The 26,354-nt window shown below is 68.1% G+C and carries 21 protein-coding genes; 16 read left to right on the top strand and 5 right to left on the bottom strand.

The window, feature by feature from the left end:
- Position 1: 1 nt before the first annotated feature.
- The 10 genes from OHQ90_RS16180 (at position 2) to OHQ90_RS16135 (ending at position 11,834) form a co-directional block, all read left to right on the top strand.
- Complete coding sequence (locus tag OHQ90_RS16180) at positions 2-565, top strand: GNAT family N-acetyltransferase (protein ID WP_328411376.1); 564 nt, start codon at positions 2-4, stop codon at positions 563-565.
- Complete coding sequence (locus OHQ90_RS16175) at positions 562-1,701, top strand: LLM class flavin-dependent oxidoreductase (protein ID WP_328411375.1); 1,140 nt, start codon at positions 562-564, stop codon at positions 1,699-1,701. The genes OHQ90_RS16180 and OHQ90_RS16175 overlap by 4 nt, the downstream gene beginning before the upstream one ends.
- Positions 1,698-3,317: an ABC transporter substrate-binding protein gene (locus OHQ90_RS16170; protein ID WP_328411373.1), complete on the top strand. Its 1,620-nt coding sequence runs from the start codon at positions 1,698-1,700 to the stop codon at positions 3,315-3,317. The genes OHQ90_RS16175 and OHQ90_RS16170 overlap by 4 nt, the downstream gene beginning before the upstream one ends.
- Before the next feature lie 2 nt (positions 3,318-3,319).
- Positions 3,320-4,321 (top strand): ABC transporter permease, encoded by a 1,002-nt coding sequence (locus OHQ90_RS16165; protein ID WP_328411371.1) that lies wholly within the window; start codon positions 3,320-3,322, stop codon positions 4,319-4,321.
- 227 nt (positions 4,322-4,548) lie between these two features.
- Positions 4,549-5,421: an ABC transporter permease gene (locus OHQ90_RS16160; RefSeq protein WP_328411369.1), complete on the top strand. Its 873-nt coding sequence runs from the start codon at positions 4,549-4,551 to the stop codon at positions 5,419-5,421.
- Positions 5,418-7,205, top strand: coding sequence for an ABC transporter ATP-binding protein (locus tag OHQ90_RS16155; protein WP_328411367.1), 1,788 nt, complete (start codon positions 5,418-5,420; stop codon positions 7,203-7,205). The genes OHQ90_RS16160 and OHQ90_RS16155 overlap by 4 nt, the downstream gene beginning before the upstream one ends.
- 93 nt (positions 7,206-7,298) lie before the next feature.
- Entirely contained in the window at positions 7,299-8,507 is a 1,209-nt protein-coding gene (locus OHQ90_RS16150) for an LLM class flavin-dependent oxidoreductase (protein ID WP_328411365.1), read from the top strand.
- The gene (locus OHQ90_RS16145; RefSeq protein ID WP_328411363.1) at positions 8,507-9,883 is read left to right on the top strand and encodes an NtaA/DmoA family FMN-dependent monooxygenase; all 1,377 of its coding nucleotides are present in this window, start codon (positions 8,507-8,509) and stop codon (positions 9,881-9,883) included. The genes OHQ90_RS16150 and OHQ90_RS16145 overlap by 1 nt, the downstream gene beginning before the upstream one ends.
- Positions 9,880-10,686, top strand: coding sequence for a DUF1684 domain-containing protein (locus OHQ90_RS16140; RefSeq protein WP_328411361.1), 807 nt, complete (start codon positions 9,880-9,882; stop codon positions 10,684-10,686). Before OHQ90_RS16145 ends, OHQ90_RS16140 begins: the two co-directional genes overlap by 4 nt.
- Positions 10,683-11,834 (top strand): LLM class flavin-dependent oxidoreductase, encoded by a 1,152-nt coding sequence (locus tag OHQ90_RS16135; RefSeq protein WP_328411359.1) that lies wholly within the window; start codon positions 10,683-10,685, stop codon positions 11,832-11,834. Before OHQ90_RS16140 ends, OHQ90_RS16135 begins: the two co-directional genes overlap by 4 nt.
- A gap of 202 nt (positions 11,835-12,036) precedes the next feature.
- On the opposite strand, the gene OHQ90_RS16130 is transcribed toward OHQ90_RS16135, so the two are convergent.
- Positions 12,037-13,038, bottom strand: a complete 1,002-nt coding sequence (locus OHQ90_RS16130) for a methylenetetrahydrofolate reductase (RefSeq protein WP_328411357.1) — start codon at positions 13,036-13,038, stop codon at positions 12,037-12,039.
- Between the two features lie 191 nt (positions 13,039-13,229).
- On the opposite strand from OHQ90_RS16130, the gene OHQ90_RS16125 reads away from it, so the two are divergent.
- From OHQ90_RS16125 to OHQ90_RS16110, 4 genes are all read left to right on the top strand, one after another.
- Positions 13,230-14,423: a polyprenyl synthetase family protein gene (locus OHQ90_RS16125; RefSeq protein ID WP_442941408.1), complete on the top strand. Its 1,194-nt coding sequence runs from the start codon at positions 13,230-13,232 to the stop codon at positions 14,421-14,423.
- Entirely contained in the window at positions 14,420-16,003 is a 1,584-nt protein-coding gene (gene crtI, locus OHQ90_RS16120) for a phytoene desaturase family protein (RefSeq protein ID WP_328411355.1), read from the top strand. Before OHQ90_RS16125 ends, crtI begins: the two co-directional genes overlap by 4 nt.
- A 65-nt stretch (positions 16,004-16,068) precedes the next feature.
- Positions 16,069-17,820 (top strand): alpha-(1->6)-mannopyranosyltransferase A, encoded by a 1,752-nt coding sequence (locus OHQ90_RS16115; RefSeq protein WP_328411354.1) that lies wholly within the window; start codon positions 16,069-16,071, stop codon positions 17,818-17,820.
- A complete protein-coding gene (locus tag OHQ90_RS16110; RefSeq protein WP_328411352.1) occupies positions 17,817-18,839 on the top strand; it encodes a phytoene/squalene synthase family protein in 1,023 nt (340 codons plus the stop codon). The genes OHQ90_RS16115 and OHQ90_RS16110 overlap by 4 nt, the downstream gene beginning before the upstream one ends.
- Before the next feature lie 43 nt (positions 18,840-18,882).
- Here OHQ90_RS16110 and OHQ90_RS16105 read toward each other — a convergent pair whose 3' ends face one another.
- The gene (locus OHQ90_RS16105; protein ID WP_328411350.1) at positions 18,883-19,251 is read right to left on the bottom strand and encodes an Rv2175c family DNA-binding protein; all 369 of its coding nucleotides are present in this window, start codon (positions 19,249-19,251) and stop codon (positions 18,883-18,885) included.
- Positions 19,252-19,399: 148 nt separating this feature from the next.
- Between OHQ90_RS16105 and pknB the strand changes: the two genes are divergently transcribed.
- Positions 19,400-21,352 carry a Stk1 family PASTA domain-containing Ser/Thr kinase gene (gene pknB, locus OHQ90_RS16100; RefSeq protein WP_328411348.1) on the top strand — a complete coding sequence of 651 codons (1,953 nt, stop codon included), beginning with the start codon at positions 19,400-19,402 and terminating at the stop codon, positions 21,350-21,352.
- Between the two features lie 59 nt (positions 21,353-21,411).
- On the opposite strand, the gene OHQ90_RS16095 is transcribed toward pknB, so the two are convergent.
- Positions 21,412-22,797, bottom strand: a complete 1,386-nt coding sequence (locus OHQ90_RS16095; RefSeq protein WP_328411346.1) for a class II 3-deoxy-7-phosphoheptulonate synthase — start codon at positions 22,795-22,797, stop codon at positions 21,412-21,414.
- Positions 22,798-22,979: 182 nt separating this feature from the next.
- Here OHQ90_RS16095 and OHQ90_RS16090 point away from each other — a divergent pair, with 182 nt between their 5' ends.
- A complete protein-coding gene (locus OHQ90_RS16090; RefSeq protein WP_328412872.1) occupies positions 22,980-23,480 on the top strand; it encodes a polyadenylate-specific 3'-exoribonuclease AS in 501 nt (166 codons plus the stop codon).
- A gap of 66 nt (positions 23,481-23,546) precedes the next feature.
- On the opposite strand, the gene qcrB is transcribed toward OHQ90_RS16090, so the two are convergent.
- Positions 23,547-25,184, bottom strand: a complete 1,638-nt coding sequence (gene qcrB / locus OHQ90_RS16085; protein WP_328411344.1) for a cytochrome bc1 complex cytochrome b subunit — start codon at positions 25,182-25,184, stop codon at positions 23,547-23,549.
- Positions 25,181-26,296, bottom strand: a complete 1,116-nt coding sequence (gene qcrA, locus OHQ90_RS16080) for a cytochrome bc1 complex Rieske iron-sulfur subunit (protein WP_328412870.1) — start codon at positions 26,294-26,296, stop codon at positions 25,181-25,183. Before qcrA ends, qcrB begins: the two co-directional genes overlap by 4 nt.
- Between the last annotated feature and the right edge of the window lie 58 nt (positions 26,297-26,354).

Genomic DNA, 26,354 nt, shown 5'->3' with positions numbered 1-26,354 from the left:
GATGACACAGCGACTTTCCTCGAATCGGCGACTTTCCCCGGCAACACGACCCGAGCTGTGCGTGCACGCGGTCGCCCAGGACGATCCGTTGGCCACGCCCCTGCTCGCAGAACTCGCCGTCGAATACAGCAGGCGCTACGGCCGGACCGTCGGTGCGGTGCACGACTCGCTGCGCGACTATCCGGCCGCGGAGTTCGCGGCGCCGGACGGTGCGCTGCTGGTCGTCACCCGCGACGGCGAACCCGTGGCAGGTGGCGCTTTCCGACGCTACGACGACGACACCGCCGAGCTGAAACGCATCTGGACCGCACGTGAGCACCGCAGGCAGGGACTCGGGCTCTTCGTGCTCGAACAGCTGGAGACCGAGATCGCACGGCGTAGCTACCGCCGCATCTACCTGATCACGGGTCCGCGCCAGCCCGAGGCCGTCGCCCTGTATCTGGCCCACGGTTACACCGCGCTCTACGACCCGGACATCCCGTCGGAAGAGATCGGCCCGCATCCCTTCGAGAAGTACCTGCCCGCCCCACATCCCGCCTCCGACCCGGTAGGAGCCCACGCATGAAGTTCCTGCTTTTCACCCTGGTCACCCGGGTTCCGGACCCGATAACCGGACGGCTGCCCGGCACCAGGGAGCGCCTGCGCAATGTCATCGAGCAGGCGGGCATCGCCGAAGAGCTCGGCTACGACGGGTTCGCCGTCGGTGAGCGGCACGAGGATCCGTTCCTGTCGGCGGCACCGCCGGTGATCCTGAGCCACATCGCCGCGGTCACCTCGCGCATCTCGTTGTTCACCGCGGTCACCACGCTGAGCCTGCTGGATCCGGTGCGCGCCTTCGAGGACTACTCGACGCTGGACAATCTCTCCGGCGGCAGACTCGAACTGATCATCGGCAAGGGCAACGGCAGTGCGCAGGCGGAGCTGTTCCACGTCACCACCGACGATCAGTGGGACCGCAATCGTGAAGGCTACGAGCTGTTCCGGGAGCTCTGGGCCAGCGACAGCGTGACATGGTCCGGCCGGTTCCGGCCCGAACTCCGCGCGGCCAAGGCGCTGCCACGGCCGTGGCAGCCGCGCATCCGCATCTGGCACGGCAGCGCGACGAGTCGCGACTCGGTGGAACTGGCCGCGCGCCACGGTGATCCGCTGTTCTCGGCGAACGTCACCAATCCCATCGAGCCGTATGCCGAGCTGGTGCGCCACTACCGGGAGCGGTGGGAGTTCTACGGGCACGACCCCGCCGATGCCATGGTCGGCGCGGGTACCGCCGGATTCCACGTGGCCAAAACCTCGCAGGAGGCCGCGGAGGTGTTCCGGCCGATCTTCGAGGCGCGACTCGCGCTGGCCCGCAAGCTCGGGTTGCCGGTGGTGTTCGAGACCCTCGACGACTTCCTCGCCCGTAGCTCGGCGTTGGTCGGCAGCCCGGAGCAGGTGATCGACAAGGTCAGCCGTCAGCACGAGCACTTCGGCCACGAGGTGACCCACTTGGCCGCGGATCGCGACGGACGCACCGCAATTGCGCACCGCGACAGCCTCGAGCTGTTCCAGTCCGCAGTTGCCCCGGAACTGCGCAGGCGGATTCAGAGCAGGCCATTGGCCGTGAACTCGGCCACCGACCATCCCGTTCGACCCACCACCGACTACGACCTCGATTCGCAGGGCGACCTCGTCCGCACCGAAACATCTGGAGTACCACAGTGATCCGACCCCGCTATCGAATCGCGGCCGTGGCCGCAGCCGTCACCGCGGCCGCGAGCCTCGCCGCCTGCGGCAGTGATTCGGCAGGGACCGGCGCGGACGCGGGCCCGCCCAAGCCGGGTGGCACGCTGCGCTACGGCCTGTCGGTGGCGCCGACCTGCTCGGATCCCGCACAGTCTGGCACCAATCAGACGCTGTATGTCAGCCGTCAGATCGTGGATTCGCTGACCGATCAGGATCCGAAGACCGGCGAACTGAAGCCCTGGCTTGCGCAGAGCTGGGAGGTCACCCCCGACGCGAAGGTCTTCACCTTCCACCTCTTCGACGGCGTCACCTTCAGCGACGGCACGCCGCTGACCGCGGAATCGGTGCAGAAGACCTTCGACTCGGTCCTCGAGCTGGGCGCGGCGAAGGCGCCGCTCGGCGCGAGCTATCTCACCAACTATGTTGCGACCACTCCGGTGGACAAGCTCACCGCCCGCGTGGAGTTCAGCAAGCCGAATGCCCAATTCCTGCAGGCCACCTCGACCGCGCAGCTCGGCATCCTCGCCGACGTCACCACCGCGAAACCCGCCGAACAACGCTGCGCGGGCGACAACGTCGGCAGCGGCCCGTTCACCTACGCGAACTACCGGCAGGATGCCTCGGCGACGCTGGCCAAACGCGCCGGATACCACTGGGGTTCGGCGGTGTTCGCGCACCGCGGCGAGGCCTACCTCGACAAGATCGAGTTCACCGTCGTCCCCGAGTCCGGAGTCCGCACCGGAAGTCTCGGCTCCAATCAACTCGATGCCATCAGCGACGCCCTGCCGCAGGACGCGCCCCAGATCGAGGCGACCGGCGGGCGCGTGCTGAGCACCGCGAACCCGGGCGTGCCGTTCGGCTTCCAGCCCAATGTCACCCGCGGACCACTGCGCGATCCGGCGGTCCGCCAGGCGCTGCTGCCTGCCATCGACCGCGAGCAGCTCATCGACACCGTGCTCGGCCCGCAATTCAAGACCGCGACGAGCTCGCTGGCCAGCACCACGCCGGGCTATCAGGATCTGTCGGCCACACTGCCCTTCGACCAAGCCAAGGCACGCAGCATCCTCGAGCAGGCGGGCTGGACACCGGGCGGCGACGGCATTCGCGTGAAGAACGGTGAGCGGCTGACCTTCTCGGTCCTGTTCAGCCAGGTGTTCGCGGGCAATCAGGCGATCCTCGAACTGGTGCAGCAGCAGCTGCGCCAGATCGGCGTCGAACTGCGGTTGGATCTGGTCGCGGCCGCGGAGTACACCGCGCGGCAGAACGCCAAGGACTACGACAGTGTCTACTACAACAGCACCCGCGCCGACGGCGACATCCTGCGCAGCGCATTCAGCGTGGATAGTCGCAATCTCAATGTGCGCGAGCGTATCCCGACGCTGGACGACGCACTCGACGGACAGTTGAGCACCGGCGACGCCGCCGCACGCAACGCCCTCATCCGCACCGCGCAGCAGGCAGTACTGGATTCGGGTCTGTGGATTCCGACGGTCGAACTGTCGCAGGCCATCGGTGCCGGCGGCAACGTGCAGGATCTGAAGTTCGAGGCCTCGGCGCGACTGCAGTTCTTCGACACCTGGCTGAGTGGGCGGTAGCGATGGCACGCTACGTGACGCTGCGAGCACTGCAGGCGGTGGGAGTGCTGTGGGCGGCCTTCAGCATCTCGTTCGTGGTGCTCTACCTCCTGCCCGCCGACCCGGTGTCCATCGCCGCCGACGCGGGCGGTTCGGGCACGGCGGTGGACAAGGCCGCGGTCGCGGAACTGCAGGCCAGGTATGGGCTGGATCGTCCACTGTGGGAGCAGTACTGGACGGCGCTGACGCAGGCGGTGCGCGGCGACCTCGGTCATTCCATCTCGACCGGCCAACCGGTCACCGACGCGATCGGTGACGCGCTGCCCTCGACGCTCGGATTGGCATCGCCGGCATTGCTTTTCGCGACCGTCGGTGGTGTGTCGGTGGCCTTCGCCGCGACGTACTCGCGGCGCCCCTGGCTGCGCAACACGCTGCGGTCGCTGCCTTCGCTCGGCGTTTCGGTGCCGACCTTCTGGACCGGACTGCTTCTGCTGCAACTGTTCTCGTTCCAGTTCCGGCTTGTGCCGGCATTCGGTGGCCACGGCTTCGCAGGAACCATTCTGCCCGCCATTACCCTCGCCATCCCGATCGGCGCGGTGATCGCCCAGGTGCTCGCGACCGGACTGGAATCGACGTGGCGGCAGCCGTTCGTCGATGTGGCCGTGGCCAAGGGCGGTTCGCGCTGGTGGGTGCAGCGCAAGCATGTGCTGCGCTCGGCGGCGCTGCCCACCTTCACCATCGCGGGTGTACTGGTCGGCAACATGCTGGCCGGATCGGTGGTGGTGGAGACCGTGTTCGCCCGCACCGGCGTCGGACGTCTCACCCAGACGTCCGTGCTCGCTCAGGACATTCCGGTCGTGCAAGGCATCGTGCTGCTGACCTCGGCTGTCTTCGTCACGGTCAATCTCGCGGTGGACCTGCTCTATCCGCTGCTGGATCCGCGCATCGCGGGGCGCACCCGTCGTGCGCCGAACCGGACCACCGCCGACAGCACCACCGGCGCGGAGGTGGGTGCCCGTGCCTGATCTACCCGCGGCATCGCTGCCGAAAAGACTGGGGCTCTCGTGGCGCCGCACTACCCCATCGACGCCGGCTCCACACACCTTTCCGGCCGACCGCAGATCAGCGCAGTGGCGCGATGCACCCGTCGTGCACGACAACACCGTACTGGCTCTGCTGCCGGAATGGCCTTCCCTCGGCTTCGCCTTCGCGCCGTGGCTGCGCATCGACAACATTGCGGAGGTGAACGTCCATGGTTGACGTACTCGACGAGCGGCGCAGCGTGGCAGCGCCGTGGTTGCGGCGGCCAGTATTGCGAGGGAAGACCTTGCGCGGCAATGCGGCGCAGATCATCGCCGTCCTGGTCGTGCTGATCGCGCTGGGGTGGGCGTTGTCGCCGTCGGTGTTCGCCAGTGGCGATCCGCTGACCGGCGTGCCCGCCGAGAAGTTCCGCGGGCCGAGCGCTCAGCACTGGTTCGGCACCGACAATCTCGGCCGCGATCTCTACACACGGATGGTGCACGGTGCGGGACTTTCGCTGACCGCAACGCTTTCGGCGGTGGCGATCGCGCTGGTCGCCGGGTCGGTGCTCGGCTTGCTGTCCGGGTCGATCGGCGGCGTCGTCGACACCCTCATCATGCGATTCGTCGACGTGCTGCTGTCGATTCCCGCGCTGCTGCTTTCGCTGGCTCTGGTCACCGCGCTCGGGTTCGGCACCCGCAATGTGGCTATCGCCGTGGGTGTTTCGCTGGTCGCCAACTTCGCCAGGGTGATGCGCTCGGAAGTGCTGCGGGTACGCCAAGCACCGTTCGTGGAGGCGGCGCACGCCTCCGGCGTCCGCTGGTACAGCGTGCTCGCCCGGCACGTGCTGCCCAACGCCTACCAGCCGGTGCTCGCTCTTGCCGCCGTCGAGTTCGGCATGGCGGTGCTCTCGGTCTCGGCGTTGAGCTTCCTCGGCTACGGCGCGAAACCGCCTACTCCCGAATGGGGCTCACTGATCTCCGAGGGCCGCAACTACCTCGCCACCGCCTGGTGGATGACCACACTGCCCGGCCTGGTGATCATCGCGGTCGTCCTGGCCGCCCAGCGCCTCGGCCGCACCGTCAGCGGGAGTGAGCACGCATGAGCGACAACGATTTCCGCAGCGTCCATCCGGCCGATCACCACGCGGTACAAACGAGCGAAGGTGACGGGCCGGCCGGCGGCCGGCCGCTGGTGACGGTCGCCGAAGCGCCGGTAGGTACCAGCGCCGACCCGGTCGCCCCCGGCGCGATCGGGGTCGAATCATCGGCACCCGATGCCGCGCTCCTTCGCATCGACGGTCTCCATGTTCGCTACCGGTCCGACTCCGGTCCCGTCACCGCGTTGGCCGGTGCCTCGCTCACCGTGGCACGTGGTGAGGTTGTCGCCTTGGTCGGTGAATCCGGTTCCGGTAAGTCGACGCTCGCGCAGGCAGTGATCGGGTTGCTCGGGCCGAATGCCGAGATCAACGGCGGGACGGTCACTTTCGACGGGGAGATCGTGGACACCGGGTCCGAACGGGCGGTGCGGCGACTGCGCGGGGCTCGGATCGGATTCGTCCCGCAGGATCCCGGGCTGTCGTTGAATCCGGTACAGCGGGTGGGCGATCAGGTCGCCGAGGCGTTGATCGTGCATGGTCTGGCCGACCGGCGCGATGCCGAGCGGCGGGCCGTGGAGTTGCTCACCGAGGCCGGGCTCGATCGGCCGGAACTGCGGGCCACGCAGTATCCGCACGAGTTGTCCGGCGGACAGCGACAGCGGGTGCTGATCGCGGCCGCGCTGATCTGCGGGCCGGAGCTGGTGATCGCCGACGAGCCGACCAGTGCGCTGGATGCGACGGTGGCGCGCCGGGTGCTCGATGGGCTTGCCGCGCAGATCGCTGCCCGCGGCACGGCCGTCCTGCTGATCACCCACGATCTCGCGGTGGCCGCCGAGCGGGCCGATCGCCTGGTGGTGCTGAACGGCGGCGAGATCGTCGAAACCGGTCCCACCGCAGCCGTGCTCGCCGAACCGCGGCACCCCTACACGAGGCGCCTGCTCGCGGCATCGCCGAGCCTGGCTCCGTTCGGCGGGTTCCGGCCGCGCCGCCACCCCGAAGAAAAGCCGCTGCTCTCGGTCCGCGAGGTGCACAAGCGCTTCCGTGCGCACTCCGGCGGATCGGTGACCGCGGTCGCCGGCGTCGGCTTCGACCTCGGACGGGGCGAAACGCTGTCGCTCGTCGGCGAATCCGGCTCCGGCAAGTCCACCACCGCACGCATCGCCCTACGGCTCTGCGAACCCGACAGCGGTGCGGTCACCTTCGATGGACGCGAGCTGACAACGGTCCGGGGACCCGAGCTGCGGGCGCTGCGCCGGCGCTTCCAGGTGGTGTACCAGAACCCCTACGCCTCCCTCGACCCACGCTGGCGCGTCGGGTCGATCATCGAGGAACCGTTGCGCGCGTATGGAGTCGGCGACCGCAAGGCCCGGCAGACGCGGGTGCGGGAACTACTCGGACAGGTTGCGCTGCCGGAGCAGTTCAGCCGGCGGCGACCCGCCGAACTGTCCGGCGGGCAGCGGCAGCGGGTCGCCATCGCGCGAGCGCTCGCGCTGCACCCCGACCTGCTCGTACTCGACGAACCGGTCTCCGCGCTCGACGCTTCGGTGCAGGCCCAGATCCTGGAACTGCTCGAGCGCCTCCAGGCCGAACTGCGATTGAGCTACCTGTTCATCTCGCACGACCTGGCAGTGGTGCGCCGGATCAGCGACCGGGTCGCGGTGATGCGCAACGGACGCATCGTCGAAACCGGCCACACCGCCGACATTTTCGACAACCCCCAGCACGAGTACACCCGGGAACTGTTGTCGGCCATCCCCGCCCACGCCGCCGTCACGAAAGGGCAGTTCTGATGCACATCCTCGCCGGACCCGGCCGCCACGGCGCACAGATCGCCACCGCAGCGCACTACCCGCCCCTCGAATCGACTGGAAAGGATCGCGCTGATGCCTGATTCGGATTTCTTCCTCGGTGTGGAGCTCACCGGAACCGGTGTGCATCCGGCGTCGTGGCGGCGCGACGATTCACGAGCCGAGGATCTGTTCACCGGCGGCTACTGGGTGGATACGGTCGCGGCCGCCGAAAGCGCCGGGGTGGACGCGGTTTTCGTGCCCGACTCGTTCGGCGTGCAGCAGGGCGGGGCCGGGGTCGCCAGGGGCGTGCTCGATGCGATCGCGATCGCCGCCAGGGTCGCCGCGCGCACCCACGGCATCGGACTGATCGCACAGGCTGCGGTAACACACACCGAACCGTTCCATCTGTCCAAGGCGATCGCGAGCCTCGATTTCGCCTCGCTCGGCCGCGCGGGCTGGGAGGTCACCGTCTCCGAAGGCGCCGAGCAGGCACGGGTATTCGGCCGCAAGGACGCCCAGGCGGGCGCGGCGCTGTGGCACGAGGCGGACGAGGCGATCGACGTGGTCACGCGGCTGTGGGACAGCTGGGAGGACGACGCGGAGATCCGCGACCAGTCGACCGGCCGCTTCATCGACAGGGACAAGCTGCACTACATCGACTTTGTCGGCGAGAACTTTTCGGTCAAGGGCCCGTCGATCACCCCGCGTGCTCCGCAGGGTCTGCCGATCATCACGATCCGCGCCGCCGACGCACCGAGCACGGCGGTAGCGGTCCGCCACGCCGACCTGATCCGCGTCGCCGCCGCCGATCTCGACGCGGCGGCCGCACGACGCGCGGCGCTGCGTGCCGCGCTCGCGGCCGCGGGCCGCGATCCGGACAAGGTCCGAGTACTGCTGGATATCGACATCCACCTGGCCGACACGGTGGCTGCGGCGCACGACGAGGTGGCTCAGCTGGACCGCTGGGCCGACCCGATCGCCACGGCGGACACCAACGCACCGAACACGCTGCGCCACCTCGGCACTCCGGACACACTGCGCGAGCTCATCACCACCCTCCGCGCTTGCGCCACCGACGGCGTCATCCTGCGCCCCCTCGCCGCACCTGCCGCCCTCCGCCTCCTCGCCACAGCACCCCTGCACGGGGTCCCCACCCGTTCAGGGCACCCAGCAGGCGTGCGAATCCCGACAACACGTGCGGACAGCAGCAGCCCAGGAATGCTGCGGTCACGCCTCGGGTTGGCGCGGCCCGCCAGCCGCTACGCGCAAACCTCCACCGCTACTTCGGAAGGGACGCTGTGATGAGTGGGAAACCTCGCAAGGCGGTTCATCTTGCCGCGCACTTTCCGGGGGTGAACAACACCACCGTGTGGAGTGATCCGACATCGAAGAGTCAGATCGATTTCGAGTCGTTCGTACATCTGGCCCAGACCGCCGAGCGCGGGTTGTTCGACTTCTTCTTTCTTGCCGAGGGGCTGCGGCTGCGCGAACATCTCGGACGGATCCACGATCTCGATGTCGTGGGCAGACCGGATACGTTCACCGTGCTGAATGCACTGGCCGCGGTCACCGACAAGCTCGGGCTGGCGGGCACAATCAACAGCACCTACAACGAGCCCTTCGAGTTGGCCAAGCAGTTCGCGACGTTGGATCATCTCTCGGGTGGTCGGGCGGCATGGAATGTCGTCACCTCGTCGGATGCCTTCACCGGCGAAAATTTCCGGCGCGGCGGCTATCTCGAGCACAGTCAGCGCTACCGGCGGGCCGCCGAGGTTATCGAAGTCAGCCGCGCGCTGTGGGACAGCTGGCCGGGCGATTCGCTGGTGGTAGATCGCGAGGCGGGCGTTTTCGCCCGCGATGTTCCCGAAATCAGCTATCGCAATACACAATTCGATATCTCGGGCCGGTTCGTGCTGCCACCGAGTCCGCAGGGACACCCTGTGTTGCTGCAGGCAGGCGATTCCGACGAGGGCCGGGAGTTCGGTGCGGCCAGCGCAGACGCCATCTTCACCGGGCACGGCTCGCTGGCAGCCGGGCAGCAGTTCTATGCGGATGTAAAAGGCCGCTTGGCGAAATACGGCCGCACCCCCGACGAGCTGAAGATTCTGCCCGCCGCGACCTTCGTGCTCGGCGACACCGCCGATGACGCGCAGGAGCGGGCCAGGCACATCCGACTCCAGCAGGTCGGCCCGCAGACCGCCATCGCCTTCCTCGAACAGGTGTGGGGCCGTGATCTTTCCGGCTACGACCCGGACGGGCCGCTGCCCGATGTCGAACCATCCGGCGACGCCACCATCACCCGCGGCCGGGTACGCCACGCCAAGGACCCGCGCGCCGTGGCCGAGGGATGGCGCGCGAAGGCCGAGGCGGAGCAGCTCAGCATCCGTGAGCTGATCATCGAGGTCACCGCGCGCCAGCAGTTCGTCGGCACGCCGGCCGCGGTCGCCGAACAGATCGACACCTATGTACAGGCAGACGCCGCGGACGGCTTCATCCTCGTCCCGCATCTCACCCCCGCGGGGCTCGATGAATTCGTCGAGCGCGTGGTACCGGAGCTGCAGGAACGCGGCAGTTTCCGCACCGAGTACACCGGCGCCACCCTGCGCGACCATCTCGGCCTGCCCCACCCGCACCAGAACCACCGCAGCACCGCACACGAAGGAGCCCGAGCGTCATGACCACCAGCACCACAACACTTTTCGAGACCGAGTGGGCTTCCTGGCAGCACGCCAGGGAGGATCAGCTGCGCGACCCGCTCGGCTTCCTGAGTCTGACCGGATTGCATTGGCTCACCGACCGACCCGAGCGCCTGCCCGGGGTGCCAGGAACCTGGTGGGTGACCGACGACAAGGTATTCATCACCGCACAGCCCGCCGATCGGCTGGAGTTCGACGGCACCGGCATCGCGGGCGTGCAGATCCTCACCCCCGCCGAAGGTGCACCCGGACTCACTGTGCTGCACGAGGATCGAGTGCTGGAAGTAATTCGCCGCACCGGACAGTACGCGGTACGAGTACACGATCCGGCCGCGCCGACACTGCTGAGGTTCGACGGCATCCCGGCCTACGCACCCGATCCACACTGGGTGGTCGAGGGCCGATTCGTTCCGTTCGACGCACCGCAGACGGTGACCACCGGCGCCGTTGTCGACGGTCTCGAACATCACCACACTGCCGCGGGCACTATCGAATTCCGCATCGGCGAGGTGACCGAACGGGTCATCGCCTTCGGTGAGCCCGCGAACCTGCGGGTGCTGTTCACCGACGCCACCAGCGGTGTCACCACCTACCCCGCGGCCCGCTCGCTGGCCGTGGACGCACCCGACTCCGACGGCACCGTCCGGCTCGACTTCAACCGAGCGGCGAACCTGCCCTGCGCCTTCACCGAATTCGCGACGTGCCCGCTGGCGCCCGCGGAGAACCGGCTGCGCGTGGCCATCGAAGCGGGAGAGCAGAATCCGCGGTTCGGCAGGTCGGCATGAGTGTCCCACTGTCCATCCTCGACCTCGCGCCGATCAGCGCCGGGTCGACCGCGCAGCAGGCCATCCGCAACACCATCGATCTCGCGCAACACGCCGAAGACTGGGGCTATCACCGGTATTGGCTGGCCGAGCACCATTTCGTTTCGGTGGCCAGTTCCTCGTCGATCACGCTGATCGGTCTAGTCGCCGCGGCCACCTCGCGCATCCGGGTCGGCTCGGGTGCGGTGCAGGTGGGGCACCACACATCCGCGGCGATCGTCGAGGCGTTCGGCACCATCGATGCCCTGCACCCGGGTCGCCTCGATCTCGGCCTGGGCCGGTCCGGGCACCGCCGCGCCCAGTTCGGTGCACAACCAGAGCATCCGAAGAAGAGTCATCCGGTGCTCGACACGGTGACCGGGCGCACCGAGATCAGGGACGGCGTGGTGGTCCCGCCGCCGTTCGATCCCGGCCGGATCGCCGACCGGTCGAAGTTCATCGCTTCGATCGCCGCGCTGCAGCAGGAGGGCGCACAGCCGCTGGACTTCGCCGACCAGGTCGACGAGGTCCGCGCACTGCTCGACGGCACCTACACGAGCGCCGATGGTGTTGCGTTGCACGCGGTTCCCGGCGAGGGCGCGCAGGTGCAGTTGTGGCTGTTCGGCAGCTCGGCAGGCGAAAGTGCCGAACTCGCCGGGCAACTCGGTCTGCCGTTCGCCGCGGCTTACCACGTCGCACCGGGTACCGCGCTGGACGCGGTCGATGCCTATCGGGGGGCCTTCCGGCCGTCGGCCCAGCTGGCCGAGCCCTATGTGGTGATTTCGGCGGATGTGGTCGTCGCGCCGGACGATGCCACCGCACGACGCAGGGCCTCCACCTACGGTCACTGGGTGCACAGCATCCGTAGCGGAGCGGGCGCCGCCGACTATCTCGATCCGGACCAGGCCACTGCGCTGACGCCGGAGCAGCAGCGCCTGGTCGACGACCGCCTGGCCACCCAGTTCGTCGGCGCACCCGCCACCGTCACCGAACGGCTCGCCGCACTGCAACGCGTCACCGGCGCCGACGAACTCCTCGTCACCAGCATCGCCTACGACCACGAGGACCGCCTCGAATCCCATCGCCTGCTCGCCGAGGCATGGCGGCTGCGCGCAGCCCGCGCTGCCTGAACCGCAGCACCCGATCCGGCGGGCTCCACCGAGGAGGCCGCCGGATCACCTGTCTGTCCTACTTCGGGCTCGAATCTCCCGGTGACCGTCGATCGGCTATCACCGGGAGCTGTTGCGCCGGTATTGCGTCACCTCGGCAGCCACCCCGATGCGGCGGGCGCGGGCGCTGGTGGACCCGACCGACTGATCCAGGCTCGACCGATCAGGCGCTGATCGGCGCGGCCGTCACCCCGTAGCCGAGGTTGGTGAGGACCTCGCTGGTCGCCTTCGCGAAGTTGAGGGTGATGAAGTGCAGGCAGGGGGCGCCTTCGTTGATGAGGCGCCGGCCCATTTCGGTGGCGATCTCGATGCCGACCTCGCGGACCGCGGCCTGGTTGGCTTCCGGGTTGTCGCCCGCGGCCCGGTGCAGCCGCTCCATAACCGCACTGGGCAGCGGGCGGCCGCACAGTTCCTCGGCGCGCGCGACGGTGCGCAGGGAGGTGATCGGCATCAGCTCGGGGATGATCGGCTTGGCAGCCTCGATCGGGTCGCACGCGGCCATCCGATCGCGCAGGCGCAGGTAGTGCTCGACGTCGAAGAACATCTGGGTGATCGAATACTCCGCGCCCGCACGCAGTTTCGCGGCCAGGTACCTGGTATCGGTATCCAGATCAGGCGAACGGTGATGGCCCTGTGGGAACGACGCGACGCCCACGTGGAAGTCGCCGAGGTCACGCACGATGCGCACCAGTTCCTCGGCATAGGCGACACCCTCGGGGTGCTTGGTCCATTCGCCGAGCGGATCGCCCGGCGGGTCACCACGCAGCACCAGGATGTTGCGGATACCGGAATCGGCGTACGCGCCGACCAGCGAGCGCAGTTCGGCGAGGCTGTGCTCGACGGCGGTCAGGTGCGCCACCGGCAGCAACGTGGTCTCCTGCGCCAGGGCGCCGGTCACTCGCACGGTGCGGTCGCGGGTGGACCCGCCCGCGCCGTAGGTCATCGAGACGAAGGCCGGATGCATCCGCTCGAACTGTCGCACCGCACGCCACAGCCTGGCCTCGGCCGTGGCGTCGCGCGGCGGGTTGAATTCCACGGAGAACGGCACCGCAGTGCTCGAATGGGTCCGCAGGCTCTGCACAACCGAGGGTGTTCCAGAGACGTTCGGTGGCGTCGGGGACGGTCGGCCAGGGGTCGAGGGTCCCCGTACGTTGTCGAAAGTCACCGGTCCAGTGTAGTGGTGGGCAGTCGCAGCCTCGCCGGGTCGCCAGGGCCGCTGTTTCCTGCGGCCGCGTATTCTGCGACCAGGCGGCATGGCCGTCGCCACCGCCGAGCAACACGCGCGACAGCCCGGCACCGAAAACTTGCTGCGTCCGGGACAGCACGCACCCGACGCCGTCCACGACCCGCACGACCTTGGAGGCTCCCCTGTCCGCCGGAACCGGTACCCATACGCCTCGGGGCACGCCGTCGACCGATGCAGGCACGTCGACGGCGTCCAGCGACATCGCATCAATCGACTACGCAGCGCTGAAGGCCGGTACCCCCGCCTTCGTCCAGGCCGTCGAAGCGGCGCTCACCGACTTCTTCCGCACCCGCCGAGCCGCGGTCGAACCACTGGGACCGGTATTCGTGCAGGCCGCCGAGGCACTCGTGCTGTTCGTTCTGCGCGGCGGCAAACGGACCAGACCGGCATTCGCATGGACAGGTTGGCTCGGCGCGGGCGGCGACCCCACCGAACCCGACGCGGCGGCCGTGCTGAAAGCCTGTGCCGCACTGGAATTGGTGCAGGCGTGCGCGCTGATCCACGACGACATCATCGATTCCTCGCGCATCCGCCGCCGCTTCCCCACCGTGCACGTCGACTTCGAGCAGCGCCACCGCGACCGCGGCTGGGCAGGTGATTCCGAGCACTTCGGCGCCAGCGTCGCCATTCTGATCGGTGACCTGGCGCTGGCCTGGGCCGACGATATGGTGCACGCCTCCGGGCTGGAGCCCGCCGCCATCGCCAGGTTCGCGCCGGTCTGGGCGCTGATGCGCACCGAGGTGCTCGGCGGGCAACTGCTCGATATCAACGGCGAGGCAGGCGGCGACGAATCGGTGGCCGCCGCAATCCGAATCAACCGATACAAGACGGCCGCCTACACCGTCGAACGTCCGCTGCACCTCGGCGCGGCCATCGCCGACGCCGAGCCGCGGCTGGTCGAGGACTACCGCACCTTCGGCACCGACATCGGCGTCGCCTTCCAGCTGCGCGACGACCTGCTCGGCGTTTTCGGCGACCCCGCCGTCACCGGCAAGCCCTCCGGCGACGACCTGCGCGAGGGCAAACGCACGGTGCTGATCGCCGAGGCGCTACAGCGCGCCGACCGCACCGACCCGGACGCCGCCGCCCTGCTGCGCGCGAACATCGGCACCGATCTCACCGCCGACGAGGTGGAACACCTGCGTGCCGTACTCACCGGGCTCGGCGCGGTCGACGAGGTGGAACGCCGCATCACCGACCTCACCGAACAGGGCCTGGCCGCCATCGAATCCAGCTCCGCCACCCAGGCGGCCAAGCAGCAGCTGCGCGCGATGGCACTGGCGGCGACGAGGCGTGCGGCGTGAAAGTCGTTGCAGGACCGACCGATCGGGTCGTCGTCGTGGGCGCAGGTCTTTCCGGGCTCGCCGCGGCGTTGTATCTGACCGGCGCAGGCCGGACCGTGACGCTACTGGAGCGCGCCGACCACCCGGGCGGCCGCGTCGGGCTGTACCGCGGACCGGATTACGAGATCGACTCGGGCGCGACCGTGCTGACGCTGCCGGAGCTGATCACCGACGCCCTTGCCGCCGTGGGGCGGACCCCGGAATCCTGCACGCCGCCACTGCGCGTCCACCGGCTCGCGCCGAGCTATCACGCCCGATTCGCCGACGGCGCCACCATCCGAGTGTTCGCCGACCCGGAGGCGATGGCCGAGGAAGTGACCCGGGTCTGCGGGCCGGAGGAGGCGCGCGGCTATCGGCGACTGCGCGCCTGGCTGGCGAAGATCTATGAGGCCGAGTTCGGCGAGTTCATGGATACGAACTTCGATTCGCCGCTGGACATGGTCCGCAAGCCCGAGAAGCGGCGTGCGCTCGCCGCGCTGGTGCGGCTCGGCGGGTTCGGCAGGCTCGGGCCGCGTGTCGGCCGGTTCCTGCGTGATCAGCGGCTGGCCCGCCTGTTCACCTTCCAGGCGCTCTATGCGGGCATGCCGCCCGCCGAAGCGCTTGCCGTGTACGGCGCGATCCCCCATATGGACACGTCATTGGGCGTCTACTTCCCCGAGGGCGGGATGCGCGCCATCGCCGCCGCCATGGCGGACGCCTTCACCGCCGCGGGCGGCTGCCTGGCACTGAGCACCGAGGTCACCGCGATCGACTACGCAGGCAGGCGTGCACGGCGGGTCCGCACCGCCGACGGCCGGACCTTCGACTGCGACGCCCTGGTGCTCACCGCCGATCTCGGCGCCATCGAACGATTCGGGGTGCGCCGCCGCCGACCGCTGCGCGCCGCGCCGTCGGCCGTCGTCGCGCACGGCACCGTCCCCGCGCAGGTCGCCGCCACCTGGCCGGTGCAGGCGCACCACACCATCGATTTCGGCGCGGCGTGGGATCGGACGTTCACCGAGATCGCGGCGGGACGCGGGAAGGGCAGGGTGATGAGCGATCCGTCGCTGCTGCTGACGCGGCCCGCGCTCACCGACCGCACCCTCTACATCGACAGGACCGACGGCCGCCACGAGCCGTTCTCGCTGCTCGCGCCGTGCCCGAATCTCGAATCGGCGCCGCTGGATTGGGACCGGCTAGGCCCGTTCTATCTGCGCGAGCTACTGAACATCCTGGAATCACGCGGCTACCGCGGCATCGCCGAACACTTCACCGTCGATCATCTCGACACCCCGAGCGGCTGGCGCGCACAAGGCATGCTGGCCGGTACCCCGTTCTCCGCGGCACACCTGTTCCGGCAGACCGGACCATTTCGTCCACGCAATTTTCCACGCACCAGCGACAATGTAGTTATCGCTGGTTGCGGCACCACCCCAGGTGTGGGAGTGCCCACTACTCTGCTATCTGGAAAACTGGCAGCAAACCGCATAACCGGCGCTCCGAGCCCCGCTCGGGATGAAACCCCACGCACCACCGGGATAGTGTTCCCGGCGAACCACTAAACTCAACGCCGACCTAATTCGCTCGCGGTTGCGACCGCCGACCACTCCGGGGGAACCGACACCGTATGCCACCCCCCGAAGCCAGCGCCGCAGCCGACACCGAGGACTCGATCATCAACACCAACACGAGCCTCGCGGACCGCACCTCGAGCACACCGGACGCCCGGCCGAGCCGACGCGGCGCGTCCAGGACCGCCGCGCCCATCGTGACGTCCGCGCACGGACTCCGATGGTGGGTGCGGACCTCGGCCGATTTCCTTCGCAGCCCCGAAGGGCATTCGGCGCTGCTCGGTTTCTTCGGCGCGGTGATGATCACCTTCGGTGGATTCGGCGCGGGCAGCGTCCGCAAACGCGATCCGCTACTCGAGGCGATGCACCTGTCCTGGCTGCGATTCGGCCACGGCTTGGTGTTGTCCACCATGGTCATCTGGGTCGGCGTGCTGCTGATGATCACCGCGTGGGTTCGGCTCGGCCGCACCACCATCGGCTTCGGAGACCGGCCGGGGGCAGGCGTCACGCTCAACGAGCTACGCGCGATCGTCGGCATCTGGATCTTCCCACTGCTGTTCGCCGCACCGATGTTCAGCCGCGACGCCTACTCCTACCTGGCCCAGGGTGCGCTGCTGCGTGACGGGTTCGACCCCTACCAGGTGGGCCCGGTCGCCAATCCCGGTGTGCTGCTGGACAACGTGAGCCCGGTGTGGACCACCACGACCGCGCCCTACGGTCCGGTCTTCCTGCTACTCGGCCGCGCGATCACCGCCATCACCGGAGACAATGTGGTGGCGGGAACGATCGCGCTGCGGCTGGTCATGCTGCCCGGCCTCGCGCTGATGATGTGGGCGGTGCCGTATCTGACCAAACATCTCGGCGGTAAGCCGACGGTGGCGCTGTGGCTGGCCGTGCTCAATCCGCTGGTGCTCATCCACCTCATCGGCGGCGTGCACAACGAGATGCTGATGGTCGGCCTCATGTGCGCGGGCATCGCGCTGGTGCTGGAGCGCCACCATGTGGCAGGCATCGTGGTCGTGGCGATCGGCGTTGCCATCAAGGCGACCGCCGGGATCGCGCTGCCGTTCCTGGTGTGGATCTGGATGTTGCACGAGAAGGAACGCCGGGCGCTGGAGCGAGCCGCGAATTCCCCCGGCGCCACTGCGCCGCTGGAAGGCGAGCCGGATGCGGCCAAGTCCAGCGCGGAAATGCCCCACCCCGCACAGATGTTCGCCAAGATCGCCGGACTCGGGCTCAGCGTGTTCGCGGTGGTCTTTGCGGTGGCCTCGGTGGCGGCCGGTGTCGGCATCGGCTGGCTGACCGCGCTGTCGGGTTCGAAGAAGATCATCAACTGGCTGTCGCTTCCGACGATCATGGCGCATGTCACCACCTGGGTCACCCCGTGGCGGACGGAATCGGTGCTCGGCGTGACCAGGACAATCTGTGCGGTGGCATTGGTCGCGGTGTTGGTGTGGACGTGGTGGCGGTTCCGCCACAGCGAACGCGAGGCCGTGCTCGGCATCCTCATTGCCTTCGTCGGAATCGTCATCCTCTCCCCCGCCGCGCTGCCCTGGTACTACTCCTGGCCGCTTGCGCTCGCCGCGGGCTTCGCGCTGTCGACCACCACCCTGATGGTGCTGGTCGGGCTCTGCACCTGGCTCATGCTGGTGTTCCAGCCCGACGGTTCGATCGGGCTGTACGACTTCCGGCACGTGGCCGCCGCGACCTTCGTCGCCGTGGTGGCGGCACTGTCGCTGCGGAAGGTGGACCCGTTGCGCTTGCGGGCCACCACGTCGGCGGATTCGCCGGCACCGTCCCGGCCGTGACCGGTTCCGCCGCGGCCGTAACGGGTTCCGTGATAGATCTCGCCGCCGAACTCCCCGGCGCATACCGCGAATGCCGGCAGATCGCCGCGGCGCACGGCCGCACCTACTTCCTGGCGACCCGCCTGTTGTCGGCCGAGCGAAGACCCGCAGTGCACGCGCTCTACGCGTTCGCGAGGACAGTCGATGACATCGTCGACCACACGGACGCCATCGAAGGAACTCTCGACCCTGCGGCGATCGCCTATCGCGGCGAGGACTGCGCCGGACTGCTCGATCGGATCGAGAAGCAGCTGCGCCTTCGCCTGGAAGGCAACCCGCTGTCGGAGCAGATCGGCGAACAGCGGGACCGGGTCCTCCTCGCCCTCGCCGACACCATCGAACGCTACGACATTGCCCACCAGCACTTCTGGACGTTCATGGACGCGATGCGGATGGACATCGTCGGCACGCCGCAGTACCGCGACCGCTACGCGACGATGGCCGAGTTGCGCGAATACATGCGTGGGTCGGCGGCGGTGATCGGACTGCAGTTGCTGCCAGTACTCGGCACCGTCGTGCCGGTGTCCGAGGCCGAACCCGCGGCCGCCGCACTGGGCGAGGCGTTCCAGCTGACCAATTTCCTGCGCGACGTCGCCGAGGATCTCGATCGCAGGCGTGTGTACCTGCCCGCCGACGAACTCGCGGCGTTCGGGGTCGACTACGACCTGCTGGTCCACTGTCACCGCACCGGGCGTACCGATCAGCGGGTGCGCACGGCGCTCGCCCACCTGATCGCGATCAACCGCGACATCTATCGTGTCGCCGACCGAGGCATCGACCTGCTGGAACCGCGCGTCCGACCGGCCATTCGCACCGCGAGCACGCTGTATGCGGGAATTCTCGACCAGATCGAAAATGGCGACTACGCCATCTTCCGCAAACGCGCGGTCGTGCCACGGCGACATCGCCTGCGCGTCGCCGCGCTGGAGTTCGGCGCCGCCGCGCTTCGCGGCCCGCACCGGCCGAACCCACGTCCCTGACCCGCATCGGCCTGCGACGCGGGTCGGGACGGGTCGGGTCGGGTCAGAAAGGATCGGCAGCGGCGCGGCGGATGACTTCTCGGGCCAATGGGCCGTGCAGGGCATCGATCGGTCTACCCGGCAGGGTCTCGTCCTCGGTGAAGATCCACTCCAGGATCTCTTCGTCGGTGTACTTGGCGTCCTTCATCACGGTGATCAGGCCGGGCAGCGGTTTGACCACCGCACCCGTATCGTCGAAGAACCGTTCGGGGACGCCCGCGACGCCGCCGCGGCGCACCGCGAGAAGTTGATGGTCGCGCAGCATCTGATGCACCCGGGTCACCACGAGCCCGAGCTTGTCGGCCACCTCGGGCAGCGGCAGCACGGCCACGGACTCGGGAAGGACATCATCGCTGCAGGGAAATGCACTCACCCGGATAACGGTAGACGGTCCGCCGCCGCACGTCGTGAGACACCCGGGGCGCATTCGCCGATACCATCGTGGAGGCCGCACCGGGCGGCATTCGCTTGTCGCGCTAACAGCGAGGGGTGAGAACTTTGTGAAAGCCGGAGGACATCACTTGATCGGGCAAATACTGGAAGGGCGCTACCGTATCGACGCGCCGATTGCTCGCGGCGGGATGTCGATGGTCTTCCGGGGTGTGGATACTCGCCTGGACCGCCCGGTCGCCATCAAGGTGATGGACCCGAAGTTCGCCGCCGATCCCCAGTTCCTTTCGCGGTTCGAATTCGAGGCGCGCGCGGTCGCCAAGCTCAAGCATCCATCGCTTGTCGCGGTGTACGACCAGGGCGTCGACGGCGAATATCCGTTCCTCATCATGGAATTGGTGGAGGGCGGCACGCTGCGCGAGCTGCTGCGCGAACGCGGCCCGATGCCGCCGCATGCGGCGCGTGCGGTCGCCGAGCCGGTGCTCGCCGCGATCGGCGTCGCGCATGCGGCGGGTCTGGTGCATCGCGATATCAAGCCGGAGAACGTGCTGATCTCGGATGCCGGCGAGGTGAAAATCGCCGATTTCGGTCTGGTCCGCGCGGTGGCCGCGGCCAACACCACTTCGGCGAGCGTGATCCTCGGCACGGCGGCCTACCTGTCGCCAGAACAGGTCACCAGCGGCACCGCCGATTCCCGCAGCGACGTCTACTCCTTCGGCGTGCTGATCTTCGAATTGCTGACCGGCCGGGTCCCGTTCACCGGTGACACCTCGCTGTCGGTGGCGTATCAGCGGATCGAGAACGACGTGCCGAGCCCGAGCCAGTTCATCGCGGGGGTGCCCCCGGAGTTCGACGACCTGATCGCGCGCGCGACCGCCCGTGAACCCGGGCACCGCTTCGCCGACGCGAACGAAATGGTCGCCGCTCTGCATCAGATTGCGGTCGCGCTGAACCTGCCCTCGTATCGAGTGCCCGCCCCGCAGGAATCGGCCGAGCATCTCAGCTCCACCTACCGCATCGCCGCACCGGATCAGCAGGCAGGCCAAGCCGCTGCCGGCCGCCAGGAACCGCATCCGCCGCAGCACACCAAGGTCGTCACCGCGCCACGGCCCAGGTACGCCGATTACGGCCCCCCGGACGACTACGAGCCGCAGCCCTCGCACTTGCCGCAGCCCTCGCCGTATCAGGAATTCGACTCCGAACGCTCCCGCTCGCGCCGCACGACGCTGTTGTGGGTGGCCGTGGTCGCCATCCTGACGCTGATCGTCGGTGTCGGCGGCTGGTGGCTCGGCGTCGGGCGTTTCTCCGCGGTGCCGCCGATCGCCGGGCTCGATCAAGAACGCGCAATCGCCACGCTGCAGAGCGCGGGCTTCTCCACCGAGATACGACAGAAGGCCTCGGACACCATCCCGGTCGGCGGCGTGGTCGGCAGCGATCCGCCCGCCGGGTCCAAGATCACCAAGAGCACGACTGTGGCGGTGCTGGTGTCCAGCGGGAAACCCCGAGTGCCGGATGTGAAGCCCGGCGATGTCGTCTCGAAGGTCAATCAGCTCATCCGCGACGCCGGGCTGCAACCGGTGGACTCCGGCGAAACCGGAAGTTCCGCACCGAAGGGCTCGTTGGCGAAGATCGATCCGGCGCCTGGCACCGTGCTTCCGATGAACGCCCAGGTGAAGGTGTATCGCAGCAACGGGTCGCAGCCGGTCAAAGTGCCCGACGTACGCGGCCGCGCCACCGCGGACGCCACCAAGATGCTCACCGATGCCGGGATCACGGTGCGGGAGACCCGCATGCAGTACGACAAGAACGTCGAGGGCGACAAGGTGATCGGCACGGACCCGGCCGCGGGCACCACGGTCCAGTCCGGCGACAGTGTCGCACTGCTCGTCTCGAATGCCGTGAAAATACCGACGGTGGTCGGGCAAAACGTCGCCGACGCGCGCGCCAAGCTCCAAGGCCTGGGCCTGCAGGTGACGGTGCGCCAGCTCACGCCCTCGGACTCGTCGCTGGTGATCTCGCAGAACCCCGGCGGGCTATCGAAGGTCGAACCGGGCACCACGGTCACGCTGGTCGCACTCCCCTGAACACACCGAACGTCACATCGGTCGTGCGCCCGATGTGACGTTCGGTCGTGCCGAGAAGATCAGCGCAGCATTTCCGCGACCAGGAACGCCAACTCCAGCGACTGCTGGGTGTTCAGGCGCGGATCGCACGCGGTTTCGTAGCGTCCGGACAGATCCAGATCGGAGATGTCCTGGGCGCCCCCGAGGCATTCGGTGACGTCCTCACCGGTGAGTTCGATGTGCAGGCCGCCCGGGTGGGTGCCCAGCGCGTGATGCACCTCGAAGAAGCCCTGCACCTCGTCGATGATCCGGTCGAAGTGGCGGGTCTTGTAGCCGGTGGACGCCTCATGGGTGTTGCCGTGCATGGGATCGCACTGCCAGATGACCTGATGGCCGGTGGCCTGCACCTTCTCGATGATCGGCGGCAGCACATCGCGAACCTTGCCGTTGCCCATGCGCGAGACGATAGTGAGCCGGCCGGGCTCGTTATTCGGGTCGAGCCGCTCGACGTACTCCACGGCCTGGTCGGGGGTGGTGGTCGGACCGATCTTCAGGCCGATCGGATTGGCGATCAGTTCCGCGAGGGCGATGTGCGCGCCGTCGAGCTGACGGGTGCGCTCGCCGATCCACAGGAAATGCGCCGACAGGTCGTAGAGCACCGGTTCGCCCGCCGGATTCTCGCCGAGGCGCAGCATAGCGCGCTCGTAATCGAGCACGAGGGCCTCGTGGCTGGCGTAGATGCGGGCGGACTGCAGGCTCGGGTCCTTCACCCGGCATGCGGTCATGAACGCGAGACCGCGGTCGATCTCCTCGGCCAGCGCCTCGTAGCGCGCGCCCGCGGGCGACTGGGCCACGAAGTCGCGGTTCCAATCGTGCACCTTGTGTAGGTCTGCCATGCCCGCGCCGGTCAGCGCGCGCACCAGGTTCATCGCCGCGCTCGCGTTGGCGTAGGCGCGGACCAGTCGCGACGGGTCGTGCGCGCGCACGGCCGCGTCGGGGGCCAGCGAGTTCACCATGTCGCCGCGGTAGGACTTGAGGCCGAGCGAATCCGTATCGGAGGAGCGCGGTTTCGCGTACTGGCCCGCGATGCGCGCGACCTTGACCACCGGCAGACTCGCACCGTAGGTGAGCACGACCGCCATCTGCAGCAGGGTGCGGATGTTGCCGCGGATGTGCGGCTCGGTGTTGTCGGCGAAGGTCTCCGCGCAGTCACCGCCCTGCATGAGGAACGCCTCACCACGCGCGACCTCGGCGAGCTGCACACGCAGCTCCTCCACCTCGGCGGGCACGCAGATCGGCGGCACACTCTCCAGTACCGTCCGCATGTTGGCGGCCTGCTCCGGATCCCACGACGGCTGCTGCAGCGCAGGTCTGGCGAGCGCGTCGTCCAGCCGTCGCCGCAGCTCTGCGGGCAGCGGCGGCAGTTCCGGCAGGCGATCGATGGGTACGTCGACGGTCCAGTTCACCAGTTCAGAATACGGACCGCATGGTCGGACAGATACCCGGAGGTGGGGGGAAGCTGACATACCGAAGGTGTCGAGAATCTCCACCCGAGAACCCCTGGAGCGATCGGCGGGCTACCGGCATAGGGTTGCGGGGTCCGGCACCTCTACAACCGCTTCGACTACCGAGGAGAAGACCGATCTCTCTGCGATATTTTTACGATTGCGAATTCATCGAGGACGGCTCCACGATCGACCTCGTTTCCATCGGCGTCGTCTGCGAGGACGGCCGCGAATATTACGCGGTCTCCACCGAGTTCGATCCTGACCGGGCCGGCCCCTGGGTGCGCAAATATGTGCTGCCACAGTTGCCCGCACCGTCCTCGCCGCGCTGGCGCAGCCGCGAGCAGATCCGCGACGACCTCTACAAGTTCCTGGTTCCCCGCTCCACGGTGCAGCCCGAACTGTGGGCCTGGGTCGGCGCCTACGATCACGTGGCGCTGTGCCAACTGTGGGGCTCGATGGTCGACCTGCCGAGCACACTGCCCCGTTACACCAATGAACTACGCCAGCACTGGGACGCGCACGGCCGCCCCGAACTGCCCCCCGTGCCGGCGGACGCCCACGACGCGCTGGCCGACGCCCGCCACAATCTCGCGAAGTTCGAGGCGATCGAAGTCGCCCGCCGCGCCGCCGCTCGCTCGTAATCCCGTTATACGAAACACGAAGGCCCCGAGTCGGATTCGACTCGGGGCCTTCGCTGACGTCAGCGATCAGTGGCTGTTGTTGCCGCCGTGACCGTTGTCCTTCTGCTGTGCCTTCTGCAGCACGGCCAGCTGCTTGTGCTCCTCCGCGTGCTCGATCTCGAAGGCCTGCTCACTTTCCTGCCACGGGTCGGGCCGCAGGAAGCTGCCGGTGCCCGGCTTGCCCGCCGAACCCAGCTTGTTCATCTTCTTGGGCACGTGGGCGCCCTGGTACTCCAGCGGGAGCGGGTGGCCGTGGTCGTCGACCGGGCCGAGCGGCTGGTGCACCTCGATGTACTCACCGTGCGGCAGCCGCTTGATCACGCCGGTCTCGATGCCGTGCTCCAGCACCGCCCGGTCGCTGCGCTGCAGGCCGAGGCAGAACCGGTAGGCGACGAAGTACGCGACCGGCGGCGCGACCAGCAGGCCGATGCGGCCCATCCAGGTGGTCGCATTCAGCGAGATGTCGAACTTCAGCGCCAGGATGTCGTTGACGCACGACAGCGTCAGCACGACATAGAACGCGATCGACATCGCACCGATGGCGGTGCGGACGGGCACGTCCCGCGGCCGCTGCAGCAGGTTGTGGCCGACGGTGTCGCCGGTGAGGCGCTTCTCGATCCACGGGTAGACGATCAGCACCGTGAACACCAGACCCATGATCAGCGCGACCCAGAACACGGCCGGGATCGTGTAGCGACCCAGGTAGAGCTCCCACGGCGGCATGAGACGGGCGAGGCCGTCGGTCCACATCATGTAGAAGTCCGGCTGCGAACCCGCGGAGACCTGCGACGGGTTGTAGGGCCCCAGGTTCCAGATCGGGTTGATCTGCAGCAGACCGCCCATGATTCCGACGATGCCGAGGGTGAAGGCGAAGAACGCACCCTGGTCCGCGGCGAACACCGGCACGATGCGCGCCCCGACCACGTTGTTCTCGGTGCGGCCGGGGCCGGGGAACTGGGTGTGCTTCTGGTACCAGACCAGGGCGACGTGCGCGGCGATCAGCGCGAGGATGATGCCGGGGAACAGCAGCACGTGCGCGATGTACAGACGCGGGATGATGATGTCGCCCGGGAAGTCGCCACCGAAGATCAGCCAGTGCATCCAGGTGCCGATGATCGGGATGCTCATCGTGATACCGCCGAACGCGGCCCGCAGGCCGGTGCCCGACAGCAAGTCGTCGGGCAGCGAATAACCGAAGAAGCCCTCGAACATCGCCAGGATCAGCAGCAGGCATCCGATAACCCAGTTCGCCTCGCGCGGCTTGCGGAACGCACCGGTGAAGAAGATGCGGAAAAGATGCACGATGATCGACGCCGCGAACAGCAACGCGGCCCAGTGGTGGACCTGGCGGACGAACAGGCCGCCGCGCACCTCGAAGGAGATGTTCAACGCGGTCTCGTAGGCCCGCGACATGGTCACGCCGCGTAGCGGCTGGTAGGCGCCGTTGTAGACGACCTCGGTCATCGATGGGTCGAAGAACAGGGTCAGGTAGACGCCCGACAGCAGCAGGATGATGAAGCTGTAGAGGGCGATCTCACCGAGCAGGAACGACCAGTGCGTCGGAAAGACCTTGTTGATCGACCGCTTCATGAACGCTGCGGCCTGATACCGCTCGTCTGCGGCGTTCGCTTGGGCTGCGGCCTTACGACCGAGTGCTGAGGTCATGAACGACGCTCCCAGTAAGCCGGGCCGAGCGGCTCGATGAAGTCGCCATTGGCGACCAAGTAGCCCTCGGAATTGACGGTGATCGGCAGCTGCGGCAGTGCGCGAGCGGCGGGACCGAAGACCGGCTTACCCCATTCGGTCGCCAAGAACTGCGACTGATGGCAGGGGCACAGGATCTTGTTGGTCTGCGACTCGAACAGCGAGGTGGGGCAGCCGAGGTGGGTGCAGATCTTCGAATAGGCGAAGTAATCGCCGAAGTTGAAGCTCTCCTGGCCCTTGCGCTTGATGGCCTTCTGCGCGTCTTCGGTGCGCAGCCGAATCATCATGACGGCGTTACGGATTCCGCGCAGCGACTGCAGCGTCGCGTGCTCGTCGCCGCGCCACTTTTCCTTCCACGGGAAGACCGTCTCCATGGCGCCCGCGTCCATGTCCTCCGGACGCACGAGCACGATGTCCTCCGGGCGACCGGTGTCGCGGCGGATGTAGATGGTCTCGCCGGGGAAATCCGGAGTCCAGCCCGAGACCCACAGCGGCGACTTGTCGCCCTTGGCCCACGGGTTCTTGATCATGCCGCCGACGAAGACGAGCAGCGCGCCGATACCGAGCACACCGACGCCTGCACCCGCCGTGCGGGTGATCATCTTGCGGCGACCCAGCGTCGAGGTATCCAGTGCATCACTGAGCTCGGCGACCAGGGTGCGGCGCTCGACCTCGGGCGACCTGCCGTCGTGACGGTCCTGGATGGACAGCTCGGCGGGGATGAACTTCTTGCGGATCAGCACCACCGCGACACCGATGACCAGCACCGAGATACCGAAGCTCAGGCCGACCAGCGGCGTGAACAGCGAAAAGGCGGCGTTGCCTTCCTCGTCCTTGCCCTTGTACTCCCAAGGCCAGAACAGGAACACACCGACGAGCACCGCGGCGGCCAGGCCGGACACCGCGAACCAGAACGACACCTGCCGCTCAGCCCGCTTCTCGGCGCGGGTACCCGGAATCGGGAACCGCTCGCGCCGGTAGGCGACGTCGACGCCGTCACGCGCGGTGCCGAGCTTGACCAGCTCGTCGCGCGACATCGTGTCGAGCTCTTCCTCGGTGGGGTCCAGGTTCATAGTGCTGTGATCGGACGTTGCCCCGGCTTGCTTGGTCACAGCGGGGGTCGCCTCATCT

Source organism: Nocardia sp. NBC_00403 (genome assembly GCF_036046055.1).
Taxonomy (GTDB): Bacteria; Actinomycetota; Actinomycetes; order Mycobacteriales; family Mycobacteriaceae; genus Nocardia.
This window is presented reverse-complemented; position numbering and strand designations above follow the sequence as displayed.